General features: G+C 74.5%; 25 protein-coding genes and 1 pseudogene. 14 read left to right on the forward strand and 12 right to left on the reverse strand.

Annotated features, from left to right (window positions below):
• The 3 genes from ACZ4VF_RS14115 to ACZ4VF_RS14125 all read right to left on the reverse strand — a co-directional run bounded on the left by ACZ4VF_RS14115 (nt 1) and on the right by ACZ4VF_RS14125 (nt 2,283).
• Entirely contained in the window at nt 1–954 is a 954-nt protein-coding gene (locus ACZ4VF_RS14115; protein ID WP_467926566.1) for a quinone oxidoreductase family protein, read from the reverse strand.
• Between the two features lie 154 nt (nt 955–1,108).
• Nucleotides 1,109–1,495, reverse strand: coding sequence for a DUF2267 domain-containing protein (locus ACZ4VF_RS14120; RefSeq protein WP_467925980.1), 387 nt, complete (start codon nt 1,493–1,495; stop codon nt 1,109–1,111).
• 575 nt (nt 1,496–2,070) lie between these two features.
• Nucleotides 2,071–2,283, reverse strand: coding sequence for a hypothetical protein (locus ACZ4VF_RS14125; RefSeq protein ID WP_467925982.1), 213 nt, complete (start codon nt 2,281–2,283; stop codon nt 2,071–2,073).
• Between the two features lie 583 nt (nt 2,284–2,866).
• Between ACZ4VF_RS14125 and ACZ4VF_RS14130 the strand changes: the two genes are divergently transcribed.
• Nucleotides 2,867–3,445 (forward strand): histidine phosphatase family protein, encoded by a 579-nt coding sequence (locus ACZ4VF_RS14130; RefSeq protein ID WP_467925983.1) that lies wholly within the window; start codon nt 2,867–2,869, stop codon nt 3,443–3,445.
• 345 nt (nt 3,446–3,790) lie between these two features.
• On the opposite strand, the gene ACZ4VF_RS14135 is transcribed toward ACZ4VF_RS14130, so the two are convergent.
• Both ACZ4VF_RS14135 and ACZ4VF_RS14140 read right to left on the reverse strand, forming a co-directional pair.
• Nucleotides 3,791–4,168, reverse strand: a complete 378-nt coding sequence (locus tag ACZ4VF_RS14135) for a (2Fe-2S) ferredoxin domain-containing protein (RefSeq protein WP_467925984.1) — start codon at nt 4,166–4,168, stop codon at nt 3,791–3,793.
• 140 nt (nt 4,169–4,308) lie between these two features.
• Entirely contained in the window at nt 4,309–4,956 is a 648-nt protein-coding gene (locus ACZ4VF_RS14140) for a superoxide dismutase (protein ID WP_467925985.1), read from the reverse strand.
• Nucleotides 4,957–5,245: 289 nt separating this feature from the next.
• Between ACZ4VF_RS14140 and ACZ4VF_RS14145 the strand changes: the two genes are divergently transcribed.
• The 5 genes and pseudogenes from ACZ4VF_RS14145 (at nt 5,246) to ACZ4VF_RS14165 (ending at nt 8,842) form a co-directional block, all read left to right on the forward strand.
• Nucleotides 5,246–5,584 (forward strand): antibiotic biosynthesis monooxygenase family protein, encoded by a 339-nt coding sequence (locus ACZ4VF_RS14145; RefSeq protein ID WP_467925987.1) that lies wholly within the window; start codon nt 5,246–5,248, stop codon nt 5,582–5,584.
• A complete protein-coding gene (locus ACZ4VF_RS14150; RefSeq protein WP_467925988.1) occupies nt 5,581–6,468 on the forward strand; it encodes an NAD(P)-dependent oxidoreductase in 888 nt (295 codons plus the stop codon). Before ACZ4VF_RS14145 ends, ACZ4VF_RS14150 begins: the two co-directional genes overlap by 4 nt.
• Nucleotides 6,465–7,067 (forward strand): annotated as a pseudogene (locus ACZ4VF_RS14155) (amidohydrolase family protein); the annotation flags it as partial. The gene ACZ4VF_RS14150 and the pseudogene ACZ4VF_RS14155, both read left to right, overlap by 4 nt.
• Nucleotides 7,068–7,343: 276 nt before the next feature.
• Nucleotides 7,344–7,604 carry an amidohydrolase family protein gene (locus ACZ4VF_RS14160; RefSeq protein WP_467926567.1) on the forward strand — a complete coding sequence of 87 codons (261 nt, stop codon included), beginning with the start codon at nt 7,344–7,346 and terminating at the stop codon, nt 7,602–7,604.
• On the forward strand, nt 7,601–8,842 hold the full coding sequence (locus ACZ4VF_RS14165; protein ID WP_467925989.1) for a cytochrome P450 family protein: 1,242 nt from the start codon (nt 7,601–7,603) through the stop codon (nt 8,840–8,842). The genes ACZ4VF_RS14160 and ACZ4VF_RS14165 overlap by 4 nt, the downstream gene beginning before the upstream one ends.
• Before the next feature lie 101 nt (nt 8,843–8,943).
• On the opposite strand, the gene ACZ4VF_RS14170 is transcribed toward ACZ4VF_RS14165, so the two are convergent.
• Entirely contained in the window at nt 8,944–9,522 is a 579-nt protein-coding gene (locus ACZ4VF_RS14170; RefSeq protein ID WP_467925991.1) for a helix-turn-helix domain-containing protein, read from the reverse strand.
• Between the two features lie 115 nt (nt 9,523–9,637).
• Here ACZ4VF_RS14170 and ACZ4VF_RS14175 point away from each other — a divergent pair, with 115 nt between their 5' ends.
• Together ACZ4VF_RS14175 and ACZ4VF_RS14180 are read left to right on the forward strand one after the other, a co-directional pair.
• The gene (locus ACZ4VF_RS14175) at nt 9,638–10,474 is read left to right on the forward strand and encodes an EamA family transporter (protein ID WP_467925993.1); all 837 of its coding nucleotides are present in this window, start codon (nt 9,638–9,640) and stop codon (nt 10,472–10,474) included.
• A gap of 404 nt (nt 10,475–10,878) precedes the next feature.
• Complete coding sequence (locus tag ACZ4VF_RS14180; RefSeq protein WP_467925995.1) at nt 10,879–11,586, forward strand: B3/B4 domain-containing protein; 708 nt, start codon at nt 10,879–10,881, stop codon at nt 11,584–11,586.
• 4 nt (nt 11,587–11,590) lie between these two features.
• Here ACZ4VF_RS14180 and ACZ4VF_RS14185 read toward each other — a convergent pair whose 3' ends face one another.
• Nucleotides 11,591–11,809, reverse strand: a complete 219-nt coding sequence (locus tag ACZ4VF_RS14185) for a hypothetical protein (RefSeq protein ID WP_467925996.1) — start codon at nt 11,807–11,809, stop codon at nt 11,591–11,593.
• A gap of 547 nt (nt 11,810–12,356) precedes the next feature.
• Here ACZ4VF_RS14185 and ACZ4VF_RS14190 point away from each other — a divergent pair.
• Complete coding sequence (locus ACZ4VF_RS14190; RefSeq protein WP_467925997.1) at nt 12,357–13,745, forward strand: alkaline phosphatase PhoX; 1,389 nt, start codon at nt 12,357–12,359, stop codon at nt 13,743–13,745.
• 204 nt (nt 13,746–13,949) lie between these two features.
• Here ACZ4VF_RS14190 and ACZ4VF_RS14195 read toward each other — a convergent pair whose 3' ends face one another.
• From ACZ4VF_RS14195 to ACZ4VF_RS14210, 4 genes are all read right to left on the reverse strand, one after another.
• The gene (locus ACZ4VF_RS14195) at nt 13,950–14,468 is read right to left on the reverse strand and encodes a copper chaperone PCu(A)C (RefSeq protein ID WP_467925999.1); all 519 of its coding nucleotides are present in this window, start codon (nt 14,466–14,468) and stop codon (nt 13,950–13,952) included.
• Nucleotides 14,465–16,915 carry a heavy metal translocating P-type ATPase gene (locus tag ACZ4VF_RS14200; protein ID WP_467926000.1) on the reverse strand — a complete coding sequence of 817 codons (2,451 nt, stop codon included), beginning with the start codon at nt 16,913–16,915 and terminating at the stop codon, nt 14,465–14,467. Before ACZ4VF_RS14200 ends, ACZ4VF_RS14195 begins: the two co-directional genes overlap by 4 nt.
• The gene (locus ACZ4VF_RS14205; protein WP_467926001.1) at nt 16,915–17,151 is read right to left on the reverse strand and encodes a hypothetical protein; all 237 of its coding nucleotides are present in this window, start codon (nt 17,149–17,151) and stop codon (nt 16,915–16,917) included. The genes ACZ4VF_RS14200 and ACZ4VF_RS14205 overlap by 1 nt, the downstream gene beginning before the upstream one ends.
• 112 nt (nt 17,152–17,263) lie before the next feature.
• Entirely contained in the window at nt 17,264–17,959 is a 696-nt protein-coding gene (locus tag ACZ4VF_RS14210; RefSeq protein WP_467926003.1) for a type 1 glutamine amidotransferase domain-containing protein, read from the reverse strand.
• A 219-nt stretch (nt 17,960–18,178) separates the two neighbouring features.
• Here ACZ4VF_RS14210 and ACZ4VF_RS14215 point away from each other — a divergent pair, with 219 nt between their 5' ends.
• The 5 genes from ACZ4VF_RS14215 (at nt 18,179) to ACZ4VF_RS14235 (ending at nt 24,159) form a co-directional block, all read left to right on the forward strand.
• Nucleotides 18,179–19,567, forward strand: coding sequence for a hypothetical protein (locus tag ACZ4VF_RS14215; RefSeq protein ID WP_467926004.1), 1,389 nt, complete (start codon nt 18,179–18,181; stop codon nt 19,565–19,567).
• Between the two features lie 82 nt (nt 19,568–19,649).
• Complete coding sequence (locus ACZ4VF_RS14220) at nt 19,650–19,805, forward strand: hypothetical protein (RefSeq protein ID WP_467926006.1); 156 nt, start codon at nt 19,650–19,652, stop codon at nt 19,803–19,805.
• A gap of 584 nt (nt 19,806–20,389) precedes the next feature.
• Nucleotides 20,390–21,346 carry an alpha/beta fold hydrolase gene (locus ACZ4VF_RS14225; protein WP_467926007.1) on the forward strand — a complete coding sequence of 319 codons (957 nt, stop codon included), beginning with the start codon at nt 20,390–20,392 and terminating at the stop codon, nt 21,344–21,346.
• Between the two features lie 132 nt (nt 21,347–21,478).
• A complete protein-coding gene (locus ACZ4VF_RS14230) occupies nt 21,479–22,795 on the forward strand; it encodes a phosphatase PAP2 family protein (protein WP_467926569.1) in 1,317 nt (438 codons plus the stop codon).
• Nucleotides 22,796–23,127: 332 nt separating this feature from the next.
• Nucleotides 23,128–24,159 carry a fatty acid desaturase family protein gene (locus ACZ4VF_RS14235; protein WP_467926008.1) on the forward strand — a complete coding sequence of 344 codons (1,032 nt, stop codon included), beginning with the start codon at nt 23,128–23,130 and terminating at the stop codon, nt 24,157–24,159.
• Nucleotides 24,160–24,171: 12 nt separating this feature from the next.
• Here ACZ4VF_RS14235 and msrA read toward each other — a convergent pair whose 3' ends face one another.
• Nucleotides 24,172–24,696, reverse strand: coding sequence for a peptide-methionine (S)-S-oxide reductase MsrA (gene msrA, locus ACZ4VF_RS14240; protein ID WP_467926010.1), 525 nt, complete (start codon nt 24,694–24,696; stop codon nt 24,172–24,174).
• Between the last annotated feature and the right edge of the window lie 136 nt (nt 24,697–24,832).

The following is a 24,832-nucleotide window of genomic DNA, read 5'->3' on the forward strand; positions in this document are numbered from 1 at the left end:
TCAGGGAAGCAGGACGAGCTTGCCCTTCGTACGGCGGCCCAGGAGGTCGGCGTGGGCGGCGGCGGCGCTTCCCAGGTCGTACTCCGAGCCGACCAGCGGCCGGAGGCGGTGCCGTGCGGTGAGGTCGATCAGCTCCTCCAGTGCCGCACCGCCCGCCCCGGTCCGCGCGAGGAGCGGAGTCACCCAGAAGCCGGCGACGGCGGCGTTCCGCACGGCGAGGCGGGCCGGCGGCACGGGGGTGGCGGGCTGCCGGGACGAGGACCCGTAGGTGACCAGCCGCCCCAGGAAGCCGAGCGTGTCCAGGGCGGCGTCGAGCACGGGTCCTCCCACGGCGTCCAGGACGATGTCGACCGGCCGGCCCCGGTTGGCGTCCAGGACACGCTCCCGGTAGCCCTCCGCCGCACCGTCGACGGCGACGTCGGCGCCGAGTTCCAGGGCGACGGCCCGCTTCTCCTCGGACGACGCCGTGGCGATGATCCGGCCCGCCCCGAACTCGCGGGCCAGCTGCACCACCAGGCTGCCGGTCCCGCCCGCCGCGGCGTGGACCACGACGCTCTCCCCCGCCCGCAGGCGCGCCACCGACCTCAGCAGGTGCCAGGCGGTCAGGCCCTGCACGAGCAGCGCGAGGGCCTCCCCCGCGCCCACTCCGTGCGGCAGCGGGGCGAGGTCCCGGTCGGCGACGACGGTTTTCGAGGCATAGCCGCCCTGGCGGACATAACCGAGGACGCGCCGGCCGTCGGCGGTCCGGCCGACGACCTCCATGCCGGGGACGCGCGGCAGGGGACCCCGCATCGCGTGGGGGCCCTCGGTCAGTTCACCGGCGATGTCCTTGATGTCGCCGAAGTTGACGCCCGCGGCCTCCACCTCGACCAGCGTCTCGCCCGGCCCCGCGACCGGGTCCGGCGCCTCGACCTCCTCCAGGACCTCCGGACCGCCGAACCGCTCGAACCGCATGGCACGCAAGGGCCGCCGCCTCCCGCATCGATCGTGCGCACCGGTCCGGCCGCCGAACCGGCCCCGGATCCGGGCTGCTTGAGGGTGATCACACGTAACCTACCGCTTGCCGCGGTCCCGCGGACCCGGTCCCGGGCCCGATCCAGGCCACGCGTCAGCCCGCCTCCGGCCGGCCGAACAGGTCGGCGTAGGAGCCCGGCAGCTGGGACAGCAGGTGGTCGACCTCGTCGCCGGGCACCGCGTCGGCGACGGTGGACAGCACCGCGCTGGCGTCCCACTCCGCGGTCCGCGGGCGGGCGCCCGTCCGCTGGGCCACGCGCCGCAGGAACTCCTCACGGCCGAGGGACAGCGGCCCCTCGTGTTCCCCGTGGAGCACGTCGTCGAGCGGGGCGGGCAGCTGCGCCGCCAGTTCGTCGGCCTCCTCCGGGGTGATCCGTGCCGCGAGCACACCCAGCACCGCGGTGCTGATGTCCTCGGCCTCCTCCTGACTGCGGTACTCCCCGCGGTCCCGGACCTGAGCCAGAAATTCCGCCAGCTTCACGGTGCCCTCCTGCCGTCACGTCCGCCGCGCGGCCCGTGTCCCCCCGGTTCCGGCTCCGGGTGCCCCACGGGAGGCGTGGAGAAACGGCGGGGGGAGCCGCCGGTGCCCCGAGACGGCCGCGCGTGTGGCGGGGCGGGGCGTCGGCGGCTCCTACGCCGGGCCGTACCGCGGGGCACCCCCGTACCTCACACGCCCGTGGGCCGGGTCTGCTCCTCCGGCTCTCCTCGGCCACGGGTGGAGCGGGGTGAGCGCGTGGGCGCGGTCGAGGTGGCGGAAGGCGTCGTGGCGCCGGGCCCGGGCGGTGGGCACGTGGATGGCGACCCGCCGTACGGGCGCCGGAGCTGTACCCGGGCCGATCGGCGCGCGCCCTTCCGGCAGCGCCCGGTGCGGCGGATCCTCCTGCCCGCCGGTGTGCGCGGACGGCACGTCCGTCGTCCGCGGTACGCCGTCCCGGGTGTCCGCGGCGAGCGCGGTGCCGGAGGGCGAGCCGAACCCGACCACCCCCACTCCCGCGGGTGCGGCACCGGGTTCCCGGAGCCGCGTGCTCCGGGACGAGGCCAGCGCGCGGGCCGGGGTCAGCGGGCGCAGCCGACGTCCAGCACCTCGATGACGTCGCCGTGGACCGTGTACACCAGCCAGCACCACTCCCCGAACGCGGCCGCCAGGTCCGGTGCGCGGGTCCGGGAGTCCCGGGTGACCGCGTCGATGAGCGTGATGATCTCCTCGTGCGTGTCGTCCGGCACGTCGAAGAGCACGTCGGCGGCCCTCTGGATCATTTCGATTCTCATGGCACCCCCCGGACGAGCAGGAGCGGTACGGTCCGGCGGAGGCGGATGTCCAGCCGGATGTCCGGGCTGCGCTCGACGGCCGAACAGAGCCCTCAGCACCACCGTAAACCCACGGGGGCCGGGTGACGGGCGGACGTGCGCCGCCGACCGGGACGCGTGACGTCCGGCCTGGACGCCCGCGTCGGCGTCGCGGGCGCCGGGCCGGGAGCGGCGGAGTGGCGGGAGCAGGGGGGACCTTTCCTCGCCGTCCGGCCGGACGGCGAGGACGGCGGACCCCGAGCAGGCCGCCTGGCCCGCCGGCCTCACCGGCTTCCGGGCACCCGGGCACCCGGCCCGCAGTCACCCTCGACGCCGGCACCGGCGAGGTCACGGACGCGCAGACCGGCCTGCCTTGTGCGGCGCAGGGTGCGGGTGGTGCCCCCTCCTCACGCGGGTGGTGCCCCCTCCTCACGCAGAGCCCGGATGCTAGGTTCGCGAGGGCGGGTGCCAGGGGAGGCCGGTCCCGCCACTCCCTGATCCCCGCCGGACTTCCGGGCTACCGGACTTCCGCCGCCGGTGCCCCGTCCGTGACAGGAGCGACCCCGTGACCAGCCGAGTCCTGTTCGTCTCGCCCGCACCGAGCGGGTCGCTGCGGCAGGCCCGCTTCGACGACGGCGGCTCGCTCGACGAGGGCGGCGCGGCGCTGGCCCGCGCGGCGGCCGGGTCGCTGCCCTCCGCGGCCGCCCGAGTGCTGGTCTCCCCCAGCGCGCGCTGTACCGAGACGGCTGCGGCCCTGGGCCTGGAGGCCGCGCCGGCGCCGGAGCTCGCGGGGCTCGACGTGGGCCGCTGGCGAGGCCGCACCCTGGACGAGGTGGGGGCCGCCGAACCCGAGGCGGTGGGCCGCTGGCTCACCGACCCCGGCTGCGCACCGCACGGCGGCGAGTCCGTCCAGGACCTGTGCGGACGGGTCGCGCGCTGGCTGGCCGACGCGCAGGCCGTGGAGGGCCGTACGCTCGCCGTGGTCGAGCCGGAGGTGGTGCGCGCCGCGGTCGTGGCGGCGCTCGACCTGCCCGCCGGGGTGTTCTGGCGCCTGGACGTGCCACCGCTGACGGTGACCGGGCTCAGCGGCCGGGCCGGGCGGTGGAACCTGCGGCTCGGCCGCCCGCTGTCGGGGGCCGGTTAGGCGCCGGAGGCCTGGTTCCGGTACCGGCGGAACAGCGCCACCACGGCGCGCGCGGCCACCACTGCCGCCGTCCCGCCGAGCTTCCGTCCGGTGCGTTCGCCCGCTGGGCGAGGACCCCCGCCCGGGCGGCTCGGGCCTCCGGGGTGAGGGACACGGCCGCGCGGAGCCGACCGCTCGCCTCCTCGCGGCCGGCCCCGGGTTCGGCGGCCAGTCGGCGAACTCGCCGCGTCCGAGCCCGGTTGAGCACCACAGGACGGCCGGCACCGACCGGCGAAACCGCCACAGCGGGGTGGCGGGGAACCGGACGGACCGAACTCCGCGGCGGGCGGGCGTGACCGGTGGGGCTCAGGGCTCGGCGCGCCGCCGCGGGGGCTTGAAGGTGTAGAGGTCGAGGATGGCCGGCTGCGGCGCCACGCCCGGGCCGCCGGCACGCACCCAGGTGACGATGTCCTCGGTCGCGTCGGCGTCGTTGACGAGCCCCAGCCAGACGGGCCGCGCGCCGGCGGCCCGGCCGGCCGTGGAGGGCTGTACGACGATGACGTTGGCCTGGTCGCACACGTCGAGGCAGTCGGAGATGCGCACGGGCACCTCCGCGCGCAGCCGCGCGGTCTGCGCCGCGTGGTCGCCGGTCACCTTCGGGCTGCCGCAGCAGCAGTCCCGGCACACGACGACCCGGCAGGGCACCGGTGCCCCCGATGTCTGTTTCGTCGGCCTCTTGGGCACGCCCGCCCATCCCTCCCCGGAGAGCCGGGAGTTCCGGAAGAGTCCCGGAGATCCGCCCGCCGTCTCCTCGCGTCGCGGTCATCATGTCATCCCCGGTGACACCCCGGCCCCCGGCCCCGCCCTGCGAAGGGGCTACCGCGTCACGGCGCGAGCAGCAGCACGTTCGCGCGGGACTTGGCGGCCTCGTAACGGCGGGCGACGTCCTGCCAGTTGACGACCTGCCACATCGCCTCGATGAAGTCCACCTTCTGGTTGCGGTACTGGAGGTAGAAGGCGTGCTCCCAGGCGTCGAAGACCAGGACCGGGGTGGACCCCTGGCCGACGTTGCCCTGGTGGTCGTAGACCTGCTCCACGATCAGGCGCCCGCTGAGCGGTTCGTAGGCGAGCACGCCCCAGCCCGAACCCTGCGTGGTGGCGGCGGCCTTGGACAGCTGGGTCTTGAAGGCGGCGAAGGAGCCGAAGGACTCCTTGATCGCCTCGGCCAGCTCGCCCACGCCGTCGGTGGCGAGGGGCTCGCCGCCGCCGTCCTTGGGACCGGTCATGTTCTGCCAGTAGATGCTGTGCAGGATGTGCCCGGAGAGGTGGAAGGCCAGGTTCTTCTCCAGCCCGTTGACCGAGCCCCAGGCCTCCTTCTCGCGCGCCTCGGCGAGCTGGTCCAGGGTGTCGTTCGCGCCCTTCACATAGGCCGCGTGGTGCTTGTCGTGGTGCAGCTCGATGATCTCCGGGCTGATGACCGGTGCCAGCGCCGAGTAGTCGTAGGGAAGCTCCGGGAGCGTGTACAGCGCCATGTCCGACGTCCTCCGAGATTATTGCGAATCACTTGCAGGTGCACGTTAACAGCAAGAATCCCTGATTGCCGATCAGCCCTTGGTCCTAGGTCCCCGTGTCCCCCTCGGACACCCGACACGGGCGTGGATCACCCGCACGAGGGACCGGGAGCGGTCACCCGAAACGAGTAATGACGGACCGTGCATCCCTTGTCCCCATTGGGTCGTGCCCCGTTCGGAGTTGCGGCCGTACGAGCGACATGAGTCCGTTGGTGTCGTGTCCTTCCGGCTCTCACCACAGGAGGAGACAGTGGGCACCAACGACAAGGGCCAGATGGCCGAGAAGCTGAACGTCGTCTTCGCGGTCCGCGTGATCGAGGGCGGCGAGCAGGGCTTCCTCGACCTGTACGAGCACCTGCGCAAGTCCGTGGCCGGCACCCCCGGTCACATCGTCGAACGGCTCGGCGAGCCCGTGGACGACTCCCGCCAGTGGGTGATCACCAGCGAATGGCGGTCGGCGGAGGACTTCTTCGCCTGGCAGCAGAGCGCCGAGCACCAGGAACTGGTCGCCCCGCTGCGCCAGTGGGTCGACCAGCGGCAGTCGATGCGGTTCCGCGTCGTCAAGGAGACCAAGGGGGTGGCCTCGTGACGCCCCCCGTGCACGGCCCCGTGGCCGTCCTCGGTCTGGGCACGATGGGCGCCGGACTGGCCGGTCGCCTCCTCGACCAGGGGATACAGGTCCGGGTCTGGAACCGTACCCCGGAGCGCGCCGCCCCGCTCGCCCGGGCGGGCGCCCATGTGGCCGCCAACCCCACCGACGCCGTCGCGGGCACGAGCGCCGCCCTCTGCGTCGTGGCCGACGGACAGGCGCTCGGCGCCGTGCTGCACGGACCGGGCGGCGTCCTGGCCGAGGGCCCCTACCCGGGCGTCCTCGTCTGCGCCAGCACCGTCGCCCCCGAGGAGGTCGTCCAGATCGCCGGCGAACTCCCCGCGGTCCTGGACGTCGGGATGCTCGGCAACCGCGACCACGCACGCGACGGGGAGCTGCGGCTCTTCGCCGGCGGTGAGCAACGGGCGTTCGACACCGCCCGCCCGTTGCTCGAGACGCTGGGCAAGGAAGTGGTCCATCTGGGCGCACTCGGTTCCGGCATGCGGATGAAACTGCTCCTCAACCTGCTGATGGGCATCGAGGTGCAGGCGCTGGCCGAGGCCACCGAACTGGCGGACGCCTGCGGCCTCGACCGGCAGCTGGTCCTGAGGACCATCGCGGGCAGCGGATTCGCCTCGCCGGTGATGGCGTTCAAGTCCCGGCGGCTGGCCTCCGGACGGTTCGACGAGCCGGACTTCCGGCTGCGGCTGATGGCGAAAGACCTCATGCTCGCTTCCAAGCAGGCGGCAGCGGTCGGCCTGACCCTGCCGCTCGCGAACGCCGCGGCGGAGACCCATGTCCGTGCCACCGAGCAGGGACTGGGCGACCAGGACTGTGCCGCGGTCACCCGCGCCCTCGCACCGAAACCGGGAACCGACACGTGATCATCGACATCCACGGGCACCTCTCCCCACCCGAGGCGGCGAAACGTTTCCCCATGCCGCCGAGCCTGACCGACGTGGACGGCATGCTCGCCGCGCGCGCCGAGGCCGGGATCGACCTCACCCTCATCGGCAGCCCCGTCGGGGCCGGCGCGATGGCGCGCGTGCCGGGCGTGGACAACTACGCCCAGCCGCGCGACCGGCTGCACGCCTTCCACGCCTGGATGTCGGGGCTGATCCGCAGGTTCCCGGACCAGTTGCGCGGTTACGTGTACGCCAACCCGTTCGGCGACGACGACCACCTCGAAGGGGTGCGGGAGACCCTGGCGGACCCCGCCTTCGTCGGTCTGATCACCACGTCGAGCGTGCACGGGGAACTGCTCGGCTCGCAGCGCGCCGACTCCTTCTTCGCGCTGGCCGCGGAGGCGGGGGTGCCGGTCCTGGTGCACGCTCCGGCCGAACCGGTGGGCACGGAGCGGGTGGACCGGACCGGTTTCGTGGAGCAGATCGGCCGCTTCGGCGATGTCACCCTGGGCATGGCCATGATCGCGTTCGCGGGATGGCTGGACAAGTACCCCGGCCTGCGGCTGATCGGCGCGACCGGCGGCGGCGCGATGGCGCTGCTGCCGGAGCGCCTGCAGACGGCGGCGGGGGGGGGGGGGGGGGGGGGGGGGGGGGGGGGGGGGCGGGGGGAGGGGGGGGGGGGGGGGGGGGGGGGGGGGGGGGGGGGGGGGGGGGGGGGCGACCCCCCCCCCCCCCCCCCCCCCCCCCCCCCCCCCCCCCCCCCCCCCCCCCCCCCCCCCCCCCCCCCGCCCTCCGGCCGGCCCGGGGCGGACGCCGCTTCGCCGGGGGCCGGCGAGGCCGCGGCGGAGGAGGGTGTGCGGCCGTCCGCCGACCCGGCCGCGGCCCTGCGGCGCATGTACGTCGACACGAGCCCGTTCAGCCCGGCGCACCTGGCCCTGAACGCCGAGGTGCTGGGTCCGGAGCGGATGTTGTTCGGCACCGACTCTCCGCCGATGGCGGCGCCGCTGGAGGACTTCGTCCACATGGTCGAGAAGCTCCCGGTCGACGCGGCCTCGCAGCAGCTCATCCTCGGCGGCAACGCCCAAGCCCTCTTCGACCTCAGGAGTCGTCCGTGACCACCACGCACGAGGCCGTCGCCGCGGCCGAGCGGTGCACCCCGGAGTTCCGGCGCGATCCGCACGCGTTCTACGCCCATTTGCGCGCGGCGGCGCCGGTCTGCCCCATGACACCGCCGCACGGCAACGAGACGTACCTGATCACCCGGTACGACGACGCGCGGGCCGCCCTCGCGGATCCCCGGCTGAGCAAGGACATGTACGGGGCGATGGACGCGTACCGGAGGATCTTCGGTGACTCGTCCGTCGCGCTCGACGACAACATGCTCAACTCCGACGCGCCGAAGCACACCCGGCTGCGCCGGATGGTCAACTCCGCGTTCACACCGCGGCGCGTGGAGGCACTGCGGCCACGGATCGAGGAGATCGTCCGGAACCTGCTGGACGCGTGCCCCGCCCGGGAGCCCGTCGACCTGCTGCCCGCGTTCGCGTTCCCGCTGCCGATCGCCGTGATCTGCGACCTGCTCGGCGTGCCGGCCGAGGACCGGCCGCGGATGCAGCAGCTGTCCACCACGGTGGCGCAGACCGGTTTCGGCGAGGAGGCCAAGCGGGCCCAGCAGCAGGCGGAGGAGGACCTGCACGCGTACTTCACGGCCCTCATCGGCGCCAAGCGGCAGCACCCCGGGGACGATCTGCTGAGCGCGCTGATCGCGGTCCGGGACAACGACGACGCGCTCACCGAGAACGAGCTGGTCTCCACGGCGTTCCTGCTGATGTTCGCCGGCCACAAGACGACCGCCTACCTCATCGGCAACGCCGTCCACCACCTGCTGTCCCACCCCGAGCAGCTCCGCGCCGTACGGGAGAACCCGGACCTGACGCGGGCCGCGGTCGAGGAACTGGTGCGCTACGACGGCTCGGTGGAGAGCGCGACGTTCCGCTACGCGACCGAGGACGTGGAGTACAGCGGGACCCTGATCCCCAAGGGCGCCCTGGTCCAGATCGCGATCAGCTCGGCCAACCGCGATCCGCAGAAGTTCGACGCGCCGGACGAGCTGAACGTGAGGCGACCGGGCAACGCGCAGGACGCCCACCTGGGCTTCGGGCACGGCGGCCACTACTGCCTGGGCGCCCCGCTGGCCCGGCTGGAGACGCAGCTGGCGCTCACCCGCCTGTTCGACCGGTTCCCCCGGATGACCCTGGCCGGTTCCGGCGAGGGTCCCCGGTGGCTGGAGGTGCCGTTCCCCGCTTTCCGCGGCCTCGCGGAACTACCGGTGGTCCTCGAACCGGAGGGCTGAACCAGAGCGCCCCGCACCGCCCGGCCGCCCCGCTCGGCCGGGCGGTGCGCGGTGTGCGGCCGCCGCGGGCCCTGCTCCCCGCCCGCCGTGACCGGCCGCCCTCACCCTGTCGCGCCGGGCGGCAGGTGGACCGTCATGACCAGGTGGCAGGTCCCGGTGCCGGCGCCGCGGTAGGTGTGCGGGGCGTCGGCGTCGAAGGTGGCGGTCTGGCCGGCCTCCACGGTGTGCTCGGTGCCGTCGACGACGAGGGTCATCCGGCCGGCGGTGACGCTGACGGTCTCCACGACCCCGGACTGGTGGGGGTGGCTGGGGTACTCCTCCCCCGGTTCCAGCCGCCAGCGCCACACCTCGACGGGAGCCGGGCCGGAGGTCGTCAGCATGAGCCGGGCCTCGCTGCCCCGCGCCCCGGTCCACAGGGGCGGGACCGCCTCGGCGGAGACGACACGGACGCGGCCCTCGGCGGGACCCTCCAGCAGCGCGGACACCGAGACGCCCAGGGTGTCGGCCAGCCGAACCAGGGTGGCGAAGTTGGGGTTGCCCTGGGCCTTCTCCAGCCCGACCAGGGCACCCTTGCTGACCTGGGCGCGCCGGCCGAGTTCGTCCAGGGACAGACCGGCGCGGGTGCGGGCCGCCCGGACGTTGCGCGCGAGCGCCTGGAGGGCTGCGGCCGTCTCGGCCATCCGATCACTTCCTCGCGAGGGGACCATCACAGTGCACCGGGCGGTCGTTCGGTTGACACAGGGCGGTCGTTTCGTTGTACGGTCTGGTCGTTCCACTGATTGTAAGGGATGTACCGTGATCGCTCTGCTGCTGGCTCTGGGCAGCTCCCTCGCCTACGGATGCGCCGACTTCCTCGGCGGCCTCGGCGCCCGCAAGGCCCATGTGCTGCGGACGGTGATGGTCGCGGCTCCGGCCTCGCTCGGGGTCGAGCTGCTGCTGTGGCCGTTCCTCGGCGCCTCGTTCGGCACCGGTGCCCTGGCCTGGGGTGCGGCCTCCGGAGTCGCCTCGGCCGCCGCGTTCGCCCTGCTCTACCGCACGCTGGCGATCGGCCCGATGAACGTGCTGTCGCCCGTGACCGCGCTGGTCTCCGCCGCGCTGCCGGTCGGTGTCGGGCTGCTGCAGGGCGAACACCTGGGCGCTGCCGGGCTGGCCGGCCTGCCGCTGGCACTGGTGGCGGTGGTGCTGATCAGCGCCGGACACGGGGCCGGTGCGACGCGCCCCTCGGGGACGGCACTGCTGCTGGCGCTCGGCGCGGGCGCCGCCATCGCGCTCCAGCTGGTCTGCCTGCACCAGGCCCCGTCCGGCAGCGGCATCGCGCCGCTGATCACCGGCCGTGCGGTCTCCTCGGCCGTCACCCTGGCCGCGGCCGGGCTGCTGCGCCGCGGGCTCGGCCCCGAGCGGCCGGCGTACGCGCTGTCCGCCACGGCGGGCGTGCTGGACTCGGTGGCGAACCTGCTGTTCCTGCTGGCCGCGCGGAGCGGGGACCTCACGGTCGTGGCCGTGGTCACCGCCCTGTACCCGGCCGGCACGGTCCTGCTCGCCCGCGGTGTGCTCGCCGAACGCGTCCACCGCGCCCAGCTCGTCGGCCTGGGCACGGCCGCGGTCGCCGTCAGCCTCCTCGCCCTCACCTGAACCGGCGACTCCGCACGGTCGCCGAGCAGCGAACCCTGCTTCGCCCACTCTCGACGCCCCTCCGCCCCTCCCGGCGGCCGTCCGCCAAGCCCGACGCCCGTCCGCCCATCCCGACGCCCCCCATCCCGGCGGCCGTCCGCCAAGCCCGACGCCCCTCCGCCCTGCCCGGCGGCCGTCCGCCAAGCCCGACGCCCGTCCGCCCATCCCGGCGGCCGTCCGCCAAGCCCGACGCCCGTCCGCCCACCTCAACGCCCATCCGCCCCCTCGACGCCCATCGCCCATCGCCCATCGCCCATCGCCCATCGCCCACCTCAACGTCCATCCGCCCGCCTCGACGCCCATCCGCCCACCCGCCCATCCGCCCATCCGCCCATCCGCCCATCCGCCAGGAACGGAACACCGCCATGCCCGCCTTCCGCCTCGCCCCCGCCGTCGCGGACGCCTTCCCCGGCACCCTCGTCGCCCTCGTCACCGCCTCCGGCCTGCGCGGCCACGCACCCTGGCCGCGCACCGAGGCCGCGCTGGAAGAGCTGGAGCGGCGGCTCGCCGACGGCGGCTGGCGGCCCGCCGACGAGACCGACCCCCGCATCGAGGCCTGGCACGCCGCCTACCGCTCCTTCGGCACCAACCCCCGCCGCGTCCGGCCCAGCGTCGACGCCCTGGGCCGCCGGATGGCGAAGAAGGGGAGCCTGCCCCGCATCAACCCGGCCGTCGACTCCTACAACGCCGTCTCCGTCCGGCACGGATTGCCCGCCGGCGCCTTCGACCTGGACCGGGTCACCGGCGACGTCGACATCCGGCACGCGGACGGCACCGAGTCCTTCACCCCGCTCGGCGAACCCGGCACCGTCGAGCACCCCAGGCCCGGCGAGGTCGTGTACGCGGACACCACCGGCGTGCTGACCCGCCACTGGAACCACCGCGACGCCCACCGCACCCGCGTCACGGAGGACTCCACCCGCGTGGTCTTCCTCCTCGAAACCCTGCGCGCCGACCGCGACGGCGGACTCCTGAAGGCCGCGGCGGAGGAACTCCGCAGCCTGCTCGCCCCGCACGCGGCGCGCACCGACGTGCACCACCTCGACCCGGCGCGGCCCCGGGTCACCGTCTGAGCGTTCACCCGCGCTCCCTCGCCCCCTGCGGTGCGCTGTCCTGCCGGGCCCCGGACCACACCCCGCTCCCGGCCCGGCGGCGGCGGAGGGCGGGCGAGGGGGTGGTGAGGACGACGAGGCAGGCGACCACGGCGGCGTCTGCGCCGAGGACGAGGTCCGTCACCAGGTGCCGGTGCGCGTACGCGTCGGTCGGCATCCAGCCGAGACCGTGCAGGTACAGCACGACCGGCAGGTCGTCGTCGCTGCCCGCGGGGCGCTACACGCGTACCCGCATCCGGCCGCCCGCGACGCCGGGCAGGGCCGGCGGCGTTCCTCCGGCGTCGCGGCCGGTGGCGGTGGGCGGGGGCGTCGGGTTCATGGGGTCCCCTGGTCGCAGCGGTGGTTCGGGTGCCGGGAGGGCCCGGCGGCGGACGTCCGCCGGGGCACCCCCGAATACCCAGCCTGGGCCGGGGGAAGAGCGGGGGCGAGGCCGTCCGGCGCTCGCCGCGGACAGGGGCATGAGGCGTGCGCGGTGAGGCACCGCGTCGAGCGTGACGAGGGCACGGCGCCGCGCCGTGCGCCGCGCGGCGGGAAGGGAGGCCGGGCACGCGGCTCCGTCCACTCCCCCACGGCGCGTCTCCCGGCCCGGTGCGTCTGGCGTCGCCCAGGTGCGGCGGGTCGGCGCGGACCGGCGGGGACACGGGCCACGCGCGTGGTTCCCGTGACCCGGACCAGGTGATAGACACAGCGGGGTCACAGTTCCTGTCCGCCAGCAGGAAGGTTGCTGCCGCATGTCTGCAACACGCCGTCAGGTCCTGGCCCGGGCGAGTGCCCTGGGAGCGGGCATCGCCTTCACCGGAGCCCTGTCCGAGCTCTTCGCGGGCACCGCCGCCGCACAGGGCACGGGCCACACCGGCTACGGCCCGCTCGTCCCCGATCCGAACGGACTGCTCGATCTGCCGAAAGGTTTCCGCTACACCGTGCTCTCCCGCGAGGGCGACCAGCTCCGCTCCGGGGAGGGCCCCGTCCCCTCGAACCACGACGGCATGGCCGCCTTCGCGGGCAGAGCCGGCCGTACGCACCTCGTCCGCAACCACGAGAACCGCGTCACCGCGCGGATCCCGGTACCGACCGTCGGCGGTCTCACCTACGACCCGGCGGGCAAGGGCGGCTGTACGGCCCTGACGCTCGACGCGGGCGACCGCGTGCTGTCCGAGCGGGTCGCCATCGCCGGTACGGCCGTCAACTGCGCGGGGGGCCGCACCCCGTGGGGCACCTGGCTGACCTGCGAGGAGACCGAGGACAGGGCGGGCACCAACGGCTACACCAAGGACCACGGCTTCGTCTTCGAGGTCCACCCCACCGACCCGCACCGCACCGGCGCCGTCCCGCTGACCGCGATGGGCCGCTTCCAGCACGAGGCGATCGCGGTCGACCCGCGCAGCGGCGTCGTGTACGAGACGGAGGACGCCTTCCTCAAGCCGTTCGGCCTGTTCTACCGCTTCCTCCCGGACAAGCCGCTCGGCGGCGTCGGTTCGCTGCGCGCGGGCGGCCGGCTGCAGGCGATGCGGGTGCCCGGCGTACCGGACCTGTCCACGGTCCAGGAGACCGGCACGCGCTTCGACGGCGTGGAGTGGGTGGACGTGCCCGACCCGCTGGCCGCCGCCACCCCCACCCGTCTGCAGGACTACGGTCCGCGGGGCATCACGCACGCGCAGAAGCTGGAGGGCTGTTACTGGGGCGGCTCCTGCGTGTACTTCGTGTCGTCCTTCGCCCGCAGCGCGGAGGGCTCGGCGGCCGACCACTACGGCCAGATCTGGCGCTACGACCCGCGGCGGCGCCGCCTGACGCTGGTCGTCGTCTTCGGCCCGGCCACGGACGTGCAACTGCCCGGCGAGTCCCCGGACAACATCTGCCTCGCCCCGAGCGGCGGCCTGATGGTGTGCGAGGACGGCAACGGCGCACAGCACGTCTTCGGCGTGACGCGCACCGGCGAGGTGTACGCGATGGCCCGCAACCGGCAGGTCCTCGCACCAGCCGCCGCGTCCGGCGCGGCCCCGGCCGCACCGGAGTGGGGCGAGTTCGCCGGGGTCACCTTCTCCCCCGGCGGCGGGACGATGTACGTCAACTGCTACACGCCCGGCACCACGTTCGCCGTGACCGGGCCCTGGCGGGGATAGCGCTCCCGCTCGACATGGCTCGGCCCGCCGTCCCGCGGCACCGGGCGGCGAGCCGGGCGGCCCGGGCGCGCGGCCGAGGACCTCGGCGGGGTTCGGGGAGTTGCCCGGGTAGCCCGGAAGGGTGCAGGTGACGGGTTCGCTGGTGTGGCGGGGGCGGTCGCGGACGGTGCCACCGGAGCCGCTGTCCGCCGGGCCGATGGTGTCTCAGGAGCCGCTGTCGGCCGGGCGGATCAGAACGGCCGTCGTCCTGATCGTCCCGCTGTGCTCGAAACGCAGGGTGAACGGCACGACGTCCCCGGCCTTCCACCCCTTCCCCGCCCGGAGCGTCACGTCGACGCCGGCCGGTGACATGAGGACCGCGCCGCCGGCCGGGACGGACACCGAGTCCACGCGCTGCCGGTAGGCGGCCCCGCTGCCGGACATGCGGTGGCGGCCGAGGGCGATCTCGCCGTCGGTCGCGGTGGACGTCACCTCGACCAACCGGTCGTCGGCGCCGCCGGAGTTGAGGAGCGAGAAGAACGCGGCGGTCTCCGCCGTACCGCCGTAGGGCAGGAAGACACGTCCGGGAGCCACCTGGATCCGGGGCGGGCTGCCCGCCTGTCCGGCGGTGACCCAGAGGGTGAGGCCGGCGACGGCGAGGCTGAACGCGGCCACGGGGGCGAGCGCGGCGCCCAGGGCGTCCGCCAGGCGACGGCGGGCCGGCCGCCGCGGGTTCGTGGTCATCGGCGGGTCCTCCTGGAGACGGGCGACGGCTGCCAGGCGCGCAGCCGCAGGCTGTTGCCGACCACCAGCAGGGAACTCACCGACATCGCGGCCGCGGCCGGCATGGGGGCGAGCAGGCCGACCATGGCCGGCGGCACGGTCACGAGGTTGTAGCCGAAGGCCCAGGCGAGGTTGGCGCGGATGGTGCGCAGGGTGCGCCTGGCCAGCCGGACGGCGTCCGCCAGGGCCTCGATGTCGCCGCGTACGAGGGTGACGTCGGCGGCCCCGATGGCGACGTCCGTGCCGCTGCCCATGGCGATGCCGAGGTCGGCCGCGGCGAGGGCGGCGGCGTCGTTCACGCCGTCGCCGACGACCGCGACCCTGCGGCCCTGTTCCCGAAGGCCGCGGACGAGGCGGGCCTTGTCCTCGGGGGTGTGGCGGGCGTGCACCTCCTCGATGCGCAGGGCGGCCGCGACGGCCCGGGCGGGTCCTTCCCGGTCACCGGTGGCCAGCACCGGACGCACGCCGAGGCGCCGCAGCCGGTCCACGGCCCGGTAGCTTCCGGCTCGTACGACGTCTCCCACCGCGATCAGGGCCTCTGCCCTGCCGTCGACCCGTACGAGAACCGGGGTGTGGGCGGCGGCCTCCGCCGCGGCCAGCGCGTCACGCAGAACCGGCGGCAACGCGCCACCGCCCGGCACCCCGTCACGCGACACCGCACCGCCCGGCACCTCCCCACCCGACAGCGCGGTCTCCGGCAACGTCTCGCCCGGCACCGCACCGCCCGGCACCTCGCCGCCCGCCGACTCCTCAGGGGCCGAGCCCCCGTCGGCCGACGCCGCGTCCGGCGCCACCACTTCCACCCAATGCCCCTCGACCCGGCCGCGCACCCCTGCTCCCGGCTCCGCGGTGAAGTCGCGCACGTCCGGCAAGGGCCGTTCGGGCAGGGACTGTCGGGCGTGGGCGGCGACGGCCCGGCCGAGAGGGTGCTCCGAACCCTGTTCCACCGCTCCGGCCAGCCGCAGGACCGTGTCCCGTCCGAGTCCGTCCGCCGTGACGGTGATCCGGGCGACGGTCATCCGCCCGGAGGTGAGCGTGCCGGTCTTGTCGAGGACGACGGTGTCGATGTGCCGCAGTCCCTCCAGCGCCCGTGGTCCGCGTACCAGGACGCCGAGCCGTGCGCCGCGTCCGGTGGCGGCCATCAGCGCGGTCGGGGTGGCGAGGCCGAGCGCGCACGGGCAGGCGACGACGAGGACGGCCACGCTCGCGGTGACGGCGGCCTGCGCGTCGGCTCCGGCGCCGAGCCAGAACCCGAGGGTGGTGACGGCCAGGGCCAGGACGACCGGGACGAAGACACCGGCCACCGAGTCGGCCAGCCGTTGCGCCTTCGCCTTCCCGGCCTGGGCGTCGGTCACCAGCCGGGCGATGCGGGCGAGCCGGGTGTCGGCGCCCACCGCGGTGGCCCGGACGGCGAGCAGTCCGCCGGCGTTGACGGCGCCGCCGACCACCGTGGCGCCCGGCCGCACCTCGACGGGCTCGCTCTCTCCGGTGACCAGGGACAGGTCCACCGCGGAGCGCCCCTCCACCACCTCGCCGTCGGTGGCCACGCGCTCTCCGGGGCGGACGACGAAGACCTGCCCGACGGCCAACCGCTCGACGGGGACGAGGTGTTCGGTCCCGTCCTGGCGTACCGACACCTCCTTGACGGTCAGGCGCGCCAGCGACCTGAGGGCTTCTCCGGTTCCGCGCCTGGCCCTGGCCTCCAGGAAGCGTCCCGCCCGTACGAACAGCGGGACACCGACGGCCGCCTCGAGGTAGAGGTGGGCGGCGCCGTCCGAGGCGGTGGGCGCCAGGCTGAACGGCATCCGCATGCCCGGAGCCCCGGCACCGCCGAGGAAGAGGGCGTACGCCGACCAGGAGAAGGAGGCGACGACGCCCAGGGAGACCAGCGTGTCCATGGTGGCCGCCGTGTGGCGCACCCCGCGCACCGCCCGCGCGTGGAACGGCCACGCGCCCCACACCGCGACCGGGGCGGCCAGGGCGAAGCACAGCCACTGCCAGTTCCGGAACTGGAGCGCGGGCACCATCGACAGCACGAGCACGGGCACGGCGAGCAGCGCCGTGACCAGCAGCCGTACCCGTTCCGTCCGGTCTTCCCCGGCCTCCTCCCCGGTCCCCGCGGTCTCCTCCCCGGTCTCCGCGGCCTCCTCGTCGCGCCGCCGCTGTCCGGGCGGCCGGGACAGGGCGGCCGTGTAGCCGGCCTGCTCGACCGCGGCGACGAGTTCCCCGGGACCGATCCCCGGGGGATGGCTCACCCGGGCAAGCCCGGTGGCCAGGTTGACGCCGGCAGTGACCCCGTCGAGTCTGCCCAGCTTCCTCTCCACGCGTCTGACGCAGGCCGCGCAGGTCATGCCGCCCACGATGAGGTCGGTGGTCGTCAGGTCCGCCGCGACGGGCTCGGTACCCATCAGCGGTCTCCCCCGTGCATGCCGCCCATGTCCGCGGTCCCGCCGCCCGCACCGCCGCCCCGGTGGGTGCCGGTGTCCTGCATTCCGGGTGCCACGGGCCCGGCGGCCGTCCCGGCGGCGTACGCCACCGCGCCCATCAGCGCGAGCAGCAGGAGGAAGCCGCACAGGGCGGCCGGAGGCAGCACCTTCCGCCACGGCGCGCCCACGCCGGAGGAGGCTTCGTGCGACTCGTCCATCACCGGTCCCCGATCACGTCGTACGGCATCGGCCGGATCAGGCCGTACCGCTTCAGGAGTCGGCGCGTTCCGGGGACGAGTTCCGGGCGAGGGGTGTGGTGCGTGTCACGGCTCAGCCGAGCCGCTTGAGCAGTTCGGTGGCGACCGGGGCGGAGGAGGCGGGGTTCTGGCCGGTGACCAGGGTGCGGTCGATCACCACGTGGGGCGCCCAGGGCTCGCCGGCCCGCACCCGCACGCCCGCCTCGGTGAGACGGTCCTGCAGCAGCCAGACGGCCTTGTCGGCGAGGCCTGCCTGGGTCTCCTCGGCGTTGGTGAACGCGGCGACCTCGTAGCCGGCGAAGGCGTTGGTGCCGTCCTCGCGGGTGGCGGCGAGCAGCGCGGCGGAGGCGTGGCAGACCACGCCGAGCGGCTTGCCGGCGGCGAGGGCGTCGATCAGCAGACCGCCGGAGGTGGTGTCGACGGCGAGGTCCTCCATGGGGCCGTGGCCGCCGGGGTAGAAGACGGCGGCGTAGGAGTCGAGGTCGACGTCCTCCAGCCGGACCGGGTGCCGCAGCTCGCTCATGGCGGCGAGCCGGGCCGCGATCCTGTCGGCGTTCTCCTGGCCGCCGTTGACCTCGGCGGTGAGGCTTCCCTTGTCGACGGTGGGGACGACGCCGCCGGGGGTGGCGACGACGATCTCGTGTCCGGCCTCCTTGAACGCCTCGTAGGGGGTGACGGCCTCCTCGGCCCAGAAGCCGGTGGGGTGTTCGGTGCCGTCGGCCAGCGTCCAGTGGTCGGCGCCGGTCATCACGAAGAGGATCTTCGACATGCTGTTTTCTTCCCAGGGGTCTCGTCGGAGCGGCGATCTCCTCGAACGTACGGCGATCCGACATGGCTTTTCCAATGAGGAAACGAATGTCCGGCATAGGACTTCCTATGGGTCACGTGAGGCCCCCGCGCACGGGCCCGGGATGAGGGGCGGCAGGCGACGGCCTACCGTCGAAGGGAGCGCGGCCGCGCGGCGCCGTCCCGTCCGAGGGAGGCAGACGTGGAGTGCGGTTCGGGAGTGATCCTGCGTGACGTGTGGCCCCGGCTGCCGGGCGTGACCCGCTCGGCGCTGCTGCGGTGCGGCGACGAGGCCGGCCCGTGGGTCCTCGACGCGTCGCCGAGCCACTGGGCGGCGCTGCGTCCGCTGGTGTTCCCCGCGGCGGACTACCACCGGTTCGGCGCGCTCGCGGCGGACGTGCTCCGGTGCGCTCTCCTCGCGTGCGAACGCCGGGCCGGGACCGCCGGCGAGCTGTGCGGGGCGTTGGACGACCGTCCCGTGCTGCCGCTCCTGGACCCGTCGCAGCCGCTGTCCGCCGCGGCCCTGCTGCGCATGGCCCGGCCCGACGCGCTGCTGGTGGGCGGTACGCCGTGGTTCGTGGAGCTGAACATCGGGCCGAACATCTACGGGGTGCCGGGCCTGGAGGAGCGGGGGGCGGCATTCGCCCGCAGCCGGCCGGACGCCGCCCTCGCCGAACCCCCGTCGACCCTGCGGGCCCGGGCGGACGCGCTGGCCCGGGCCGTGGCCGGGCCGGACGGCACGCGCCGCCGGGTGCTCGTCCCGACCTGGCGGGCGGACTCGGGGCTCGCGGCGAAGCTGGACGGCACCCCGGCCCTGCGCCGCTATCTCCGGCCGGCCGCGGAGGCCGCCCGGGCGGCGGGTCTGGACGTGTGCGTCGCGGACCTGTCCGAGGTGCACGGCGGCGCCGGCGGGCTGTGGGTGGGCGGGGGCCGGGTCGACGGGGTCTTCAACCAGTTCGCCGGCCGGGTGCCGGCGGACGGCCGAGCCCTCGGTGTCCTGCGCGCCGCGGTCCTGGCCGGCACCGTGCGGCTGTTCGTCCCGGAGGCCTCGTGCCTGCTCAGCGCGAAGCAGGTGCTGGCCTGGATGCACGAGGACGTGGACCTGTACGAGCCCGCGGACCGCGCGCTGGTCCTGCGGCACGTGCCGTGGACGGCGTGGCTGGGCCCCCGGCAGTCCGCCGAGCGGCGCCGGCGCGTCCTGGACCGGGCCGTGCGGGAGAGGGCCGGCCTCGTCGTCAAGCCCTCGTGCGGCCACGGGGGCGCGGGCTTCGTCGCCGGCAACGGGGTCACGGACCGGGAATGGCTCGACCTGCTGACGCGGCGGTCCGCCAAGGAGACGGTCGTCGTCCAGCGCCGGCTCGTGCCCGACGGGACGGCGATGCGGTTCCGGAGCCGCGACGGAGACCGGGCCGCCGCCCAGGTGCCGTTCGTCCTCTCGCCGTTCCTCGTGGAGGGCCGTGTCGCGGGTGCCCACGTCCGCCACCCCGGTCCGGTGGGGCACTCCGCGGCACAGCCCGTGAACACCGCGGCGGGGGCCGTCTCCAACACGGTGCTGCTGCTCCCGGACCGCGATGGGCGGCCCCCGCGATGACCCGCGCCGGCACGGGCCACCCGCCCGGCTCACCCCGATGGCCGCCGTCCGGCCCAGCCGCGGGGGTCGCGAGGAGAACCCGGTGTCCCCGGGGAAGCGGCCCCCGGACGCGCGCGGCACCCCGCTGCGCCTCCTCTCCCGGCCCGACCGTGCCCTGCCCGGGCTCGCCGACGGCGTGGTGCACACCCTGGTGCCCGGCCAGGGCGAGCCCGCGTGCCGTCCCGTTGCGGGCGCGTAGCACGTGCCGGACGAGGGCCCTCTCGCCGAGTGGGCGCCACCCGGGGGCCCGGCGGTCCTGGGGACGGCACGCGGGCTCGCCGAGTGCCGGCCGGCGGTCTGGCGCCCGCACGAGCCGGTGTTCACGACGGAGCCGATCGTCAGCGAGCTGGTCACCGACGCCATCCGCTGCGGCACTCCACCGAGCCGGCTGCGCGTGATCCGCGACCGCGGTCTCCTGTCCCAGCCCCGCTGGGCTGGGGATCGCCGCCCAGCTCGCCGACCGCTGGGGGACGCGGTCCGGGCGCCGGGGCGGACCGCCTGGTGCTAGCAGGGGACGGACAGCGGCCGACCGCTGTACGCCCACGGCCCACACCCCACGGCGAGCGGGCGCTCCCGCCTCCTCGCCCGTCCGCACCCGCCGGCGGCGGAACCGTCCGGCGACGGCCACCCGTTGATGCGCACCGGCCGGTTCCGGCGCCAGTGGCGGACGGCGACCGGGACCGGCAGGGCCGCCGAGTCCGCGTCAGGCGCCTGGCCGCGGAGAAACGCCACGTCCGCGGCGTCCACCGGCCGTCCGGAGATCACCGCGCGTACGCTCAGCCCATGGTCGAGCATCGCATCGTGGACGTGAACGGCATCCGGCTGCACATCGCCGAGCAGGGCAGCGGCCCCCTGGTGGTGCTGCTGCACGGCTTCCCCGAGTCCTGGCACTCCTGGCACCACCAGTTCGGCCCGCTGGCCGACGCGGGCTTCCGCGTGGTCGCCCCCGACCAGCGCGGGTACGGGCGGAGCGACCACCCCGAGGCCGTCGACGCGTACACGATCCTCCACCTGGTGGGTGATGTCGTCGGGCTGGTCCACGCGCTCGGCGAGGAGAAGGCGTACGTCGTCGGGCACGACTGGGGTGCGCCGGTCGCCTGGCACACGGCGCTGCTGCGGCCGGACATGGTGCTCGGGGTGGCCGGTCTGAGCGTGCCGCCGCCGTTCCGCGGGAGCCGGCCGCCGCTGGCCGCCATGGAGGAGCGGTTCGACGGCCGGTTCTACTGGAACTACTTCAACCGCCCGGGCGTCGCGGACGCCGAGTTCGCGAGGGACACGCGCACCACGTTGCGGAAGTTCTTCTACTGGGCCTCCGGGGACGCTCCCGACGCCGGCTCGGGCCGGCAGCCGCTGGTCGACCCCGAGCGCGGCTGGCTCGCGACCATGCCGGACCCCAAGGTGCTGCCGGAGTGGTTCACCGAGGACGACCTGGACGCGCTCACCGAGAGCTTCTCGCAGGGCTTCACCGGGGCTCTCAACTGGTACCGCAACCTCGACCGCAACTGGGAGCTGACCGCCGCCTGGCACGGTGCCGTCGTCACTCCGCGGGCCCTGTACGTCTACGGCGACCGCGATCTCGTCCCCGCCTTCCCCGGCACCCCGGAACTCATCGCGAGGCTGCCCGAGCTGATGCCCAACCTGTGGCGGGCGCCCCTGAAGCTGGAGGGCTGCGGGCACTGGACCCAGCAGGAACGCCCGCGCGAGGTGAACGAAGCCCTCATCGACTTCCTCAGGGCCTAGGTCCGTAGCCCTCCGATAACATCAGCGAACGCACACGAAGAGTGACCTGTTTGCTTACAACCGACAAAACGGCCAAAACAATTGATAAATAGACCATCGCGGGCGTTTTCGCGAATAAACGACACAACCGATATCGCGGTGTGGCGCCGCCCACGGACCGTTCTGTGGGCCGTCGCGGCAGTGGTGACCCTGGGTTTCCTCATCGCGCTGGAGATCGCCGCGCGCCACTACGGCATGCCGGGGCCGATCACCAACCAGGCGAAGGAGGTGGTGTTCGCCCCCAAGTCGGGTCCGCTGCTGTACGCCAGCATGGCGTTGATGATGGTGGTGCTCACCTGGCGGGAGCGGTTCATCGCGGCCGGGATCGCGGTCGGCATCGACATCGTCTTCTTCCTGGTGCGCTGGGCGGTCGACGCCAAGACGCCGCCGCACAGCGGCCATCCCTTCGGCAACGGCGCGTTGTGGGTGCTCCTCGGCTACGCGGTGATCGCGCTCACGCGCCGCACCGGCCGGGAACGCGTCCTGCTGCTGAAGGGCGTCGGGCTGGGCCTGCTGCTGGTGGCCGGCCGCAAGACCGGCGACACCTGGCTGCTCATCACGTCGAAGACCCGCCCGGCGGTGCTCGACCAGTACGTGGCCACCGCCGACCACGCGCTGGGCAACCCCTCCTGGCTGGTGGGCCGGCTGGTCGAGGCCACCGGCACGGTCGGCGCGCACGTCCTCGACTACGTCTACATCCAGCTGGCGGTGGCCGCGGTGGTCGTCGCGCTGTACCAGCTGCGTCATGTGGCCGTCGAGCGCCGCTTCCCGGACCACCACCTGGTGCGCACCTTCCTGGTGATCGGCCTGCTCGGGCCCGGCATCTACATGATCTTCCCGGTGGTGGGACCGATCTTCGCGTACGGCGCCGACGGCGGGCACTGGGCGGTGGCCGCCCTGTGGCCGGACACACCGTCGCCGGTCACCGTCCCGCACGCCATGCCGTTCGACGGGATCACCCCGCGCAACTGCATGCCCAGCCTGCACACGGCGTGGGCCACCGCGATCTTCATCCACTCCCGCAAGGGGCCGCGCGCCCTGCGGTTCGCCGGCACGTTCTGGCTGATCGCCACCCTCGGCGCGACCCTGGGCTTCGGCTACCACTACGGCGCGGACATCCTGGCCGGTGTGGTGTTCACGCTCACGATCGAGGCGGCGCTGCGCTCGCTCGCCCGCGGCTGGGACCGGTCGGGTATCCAGCTGGTCGCCCACGGCGCGACGGTCTTCACCGCGCTCCTGGTGGCGTACCGCTACCTGCCGATGCAGATGGCCCAGCACGCGTGGCTCTTCGGGCCGCTCCTCGTGCTCGCGGTGGCCTCGGTGATCCACGCCTACCTGCGCACCACCCGGCTGTGGGAACCGAAGACCGCGCCGGCCCTGCAACCGGAACCGCAGCCCGAACCGGTGTGAGCCTGCTCGGCGCACCCGCGCCGAGCCCCGCGTCCATGCGCCTCTGTGCAGATTTGGCCCCCGCTGGTCCGCCGCCCCGGGACCGGCGGACCAGCGCCACCGAGGGCGCCGTCGCGGGGTGCTACGGAACCTACGCCTCCGCCGGGCGGGGTGGAAGACCTGGAGATGTGGTCCAGGTCACTCCCCCCGGAGGGGGTGCGGGCGGCCCGCCGCGGCCGAGGTCACGGACGCGCCCGGGGGAAAACCCCCGTCCGGGGGTGGGGCGGGCCTCGTGCGCACACGGTGGCTGGCAGGCTTCTTCGGGGCGCACGGCCGTCCCCAGAATTCTCGGCATGACGATCTCTTCCGACGCCCCCGTCGCGACCGGCAGCGACTTCGCCGGGCTGGCCCGCCGGATCACCGAGGCCGGCCTGCTGCGGCGGCGCCCCGGCTACTACACGGTGCGGCTCGCTCTGGTGACCGGTTCCTTCGCCGCCGGCTGGGCGGCCTTCCTCGCCCTGGGCGACACCTGGTGGCAACTGGCCGTGGCCGCCTTCCTCGCCCTGGTGTTCGGGCAGGTCGCCCTGGTGGCGCACGACCTGGCGCACGGTCAGGTCTTCCGGCGACGCCGGCACGGCGAGATCGCGGGGCGGCTGTTCGGCAACCTCGGTGTCGGCATGAGCTACGGATGGTGGATGAACAAGCACACCCGCCACCACGCGCACCCCAACCACGAGGAACTCGATCCGGACGTCGCCCCGGACATCCTGGTGTGGTCCGCGGAGCAGGCCCGGGCCAGCCGGGGCCTGGCCCGCCTGCTCGGGGGCCACCAGGCGCTGCTGTTCTTCCCGTTGCTGACCCTGGAGGGCTTCAACCTGCACGTCGCGAGCGTGCGGGCGCTGCGCTCACCGTTCATGAAGAACCGGCTGCTGGAGGGCGCGCTGCTCGTGCTGCACTTCGCCGCCGTGCTCTCCGCGCTGTTCCTGGTGCTCCCGCCGGGCAAGGCGGTGGCGTTCCTCGCCGTGAACCAGTGCCTGTTCGGTGTCTACCTGGGCTGCACCTTCGCCCCCAACCACAAGGGCATGCCGACGCTCACCGGTGACCAGCGGCTCGACTTCCTGCGCCGCCAGGTCCTGACCTCCCGCAACGTGCGCGGCGGCCGGCTCACCGACGTGATGCTGGGCGGGCTCAACTACCAGATCGAGCACCATCTGTTCCCGAGCATGCCCACGGTCCATCTGCGCCGGGCGCGGGTCGTGGTGCGGCGGTACTGCGCCGAGATCGGGGTGCCGTACCACGAGACCGGACTGATCCGGTCCTACCGCGAGGCGCTGACGCACCTGCACCGCGTGGGGGAGCCGATCAGGCGGCGGCGCAGGGCGTGAGCGGGGAGCGGCTCAGCTCGCCGGGGACGACGAGGTCCGGCGCGGCAGCTTCCAGCCGGGGCGCGGGAAGTGGCAGGTGTAGCCGTCGGGGTAGCGCTCCAGGTAGTCCTGGTGCTCCGGCTCGGCCTCCCAGAAGTCGCCCACGGGCTCGACCTCGGTGACCACCTTGCCCGGCCACAGACCGCTCGCCTCGACGTCCGCGATGGTGTCCAGGGCGACGCGGTGCTGCTCCTCGTCGGCGTAGAAGATGGCGGAGCGGTAGCTGCGCCCGATGTCGTTGCCCTGGCGGTCCTTCGTCGTCGGGTCGTGGATCTGGAAGAAGAACTCCAGGATGTCGCGGTAGCTCGTGGCCGCGGGATCGAAGAGGATCTCGATGGCCTCGGCGTGGTCGCCGTGGTCGCGGTAGGTGGCGTTCGGCGTGTCGCCGCCGCTGTACCCGACGCGGGTGGACACCACGCCCGGCTGCCTGCGGATCAGGTCCTGCATCCCCCAGAAACAACCGCCCGCGAGTACGGCCCGCTCGGTTTCCGATGTCATCGGTCGCTCCCTCACCCTCGAGCCGTTGTCCGGCGCGGTCGTCTGCGTACGGTTCTCACGTCCCTCCAGCTTATTACTACGGACGAGTGACCGGAGAGCGGGCCGGGCAGCATACCCGCGGCCGCCCCCGCGGCCC

The sequence above is a fragment of the Streptomyces sp. NPDC029151 genome (genome assembly GCF_055564315.1).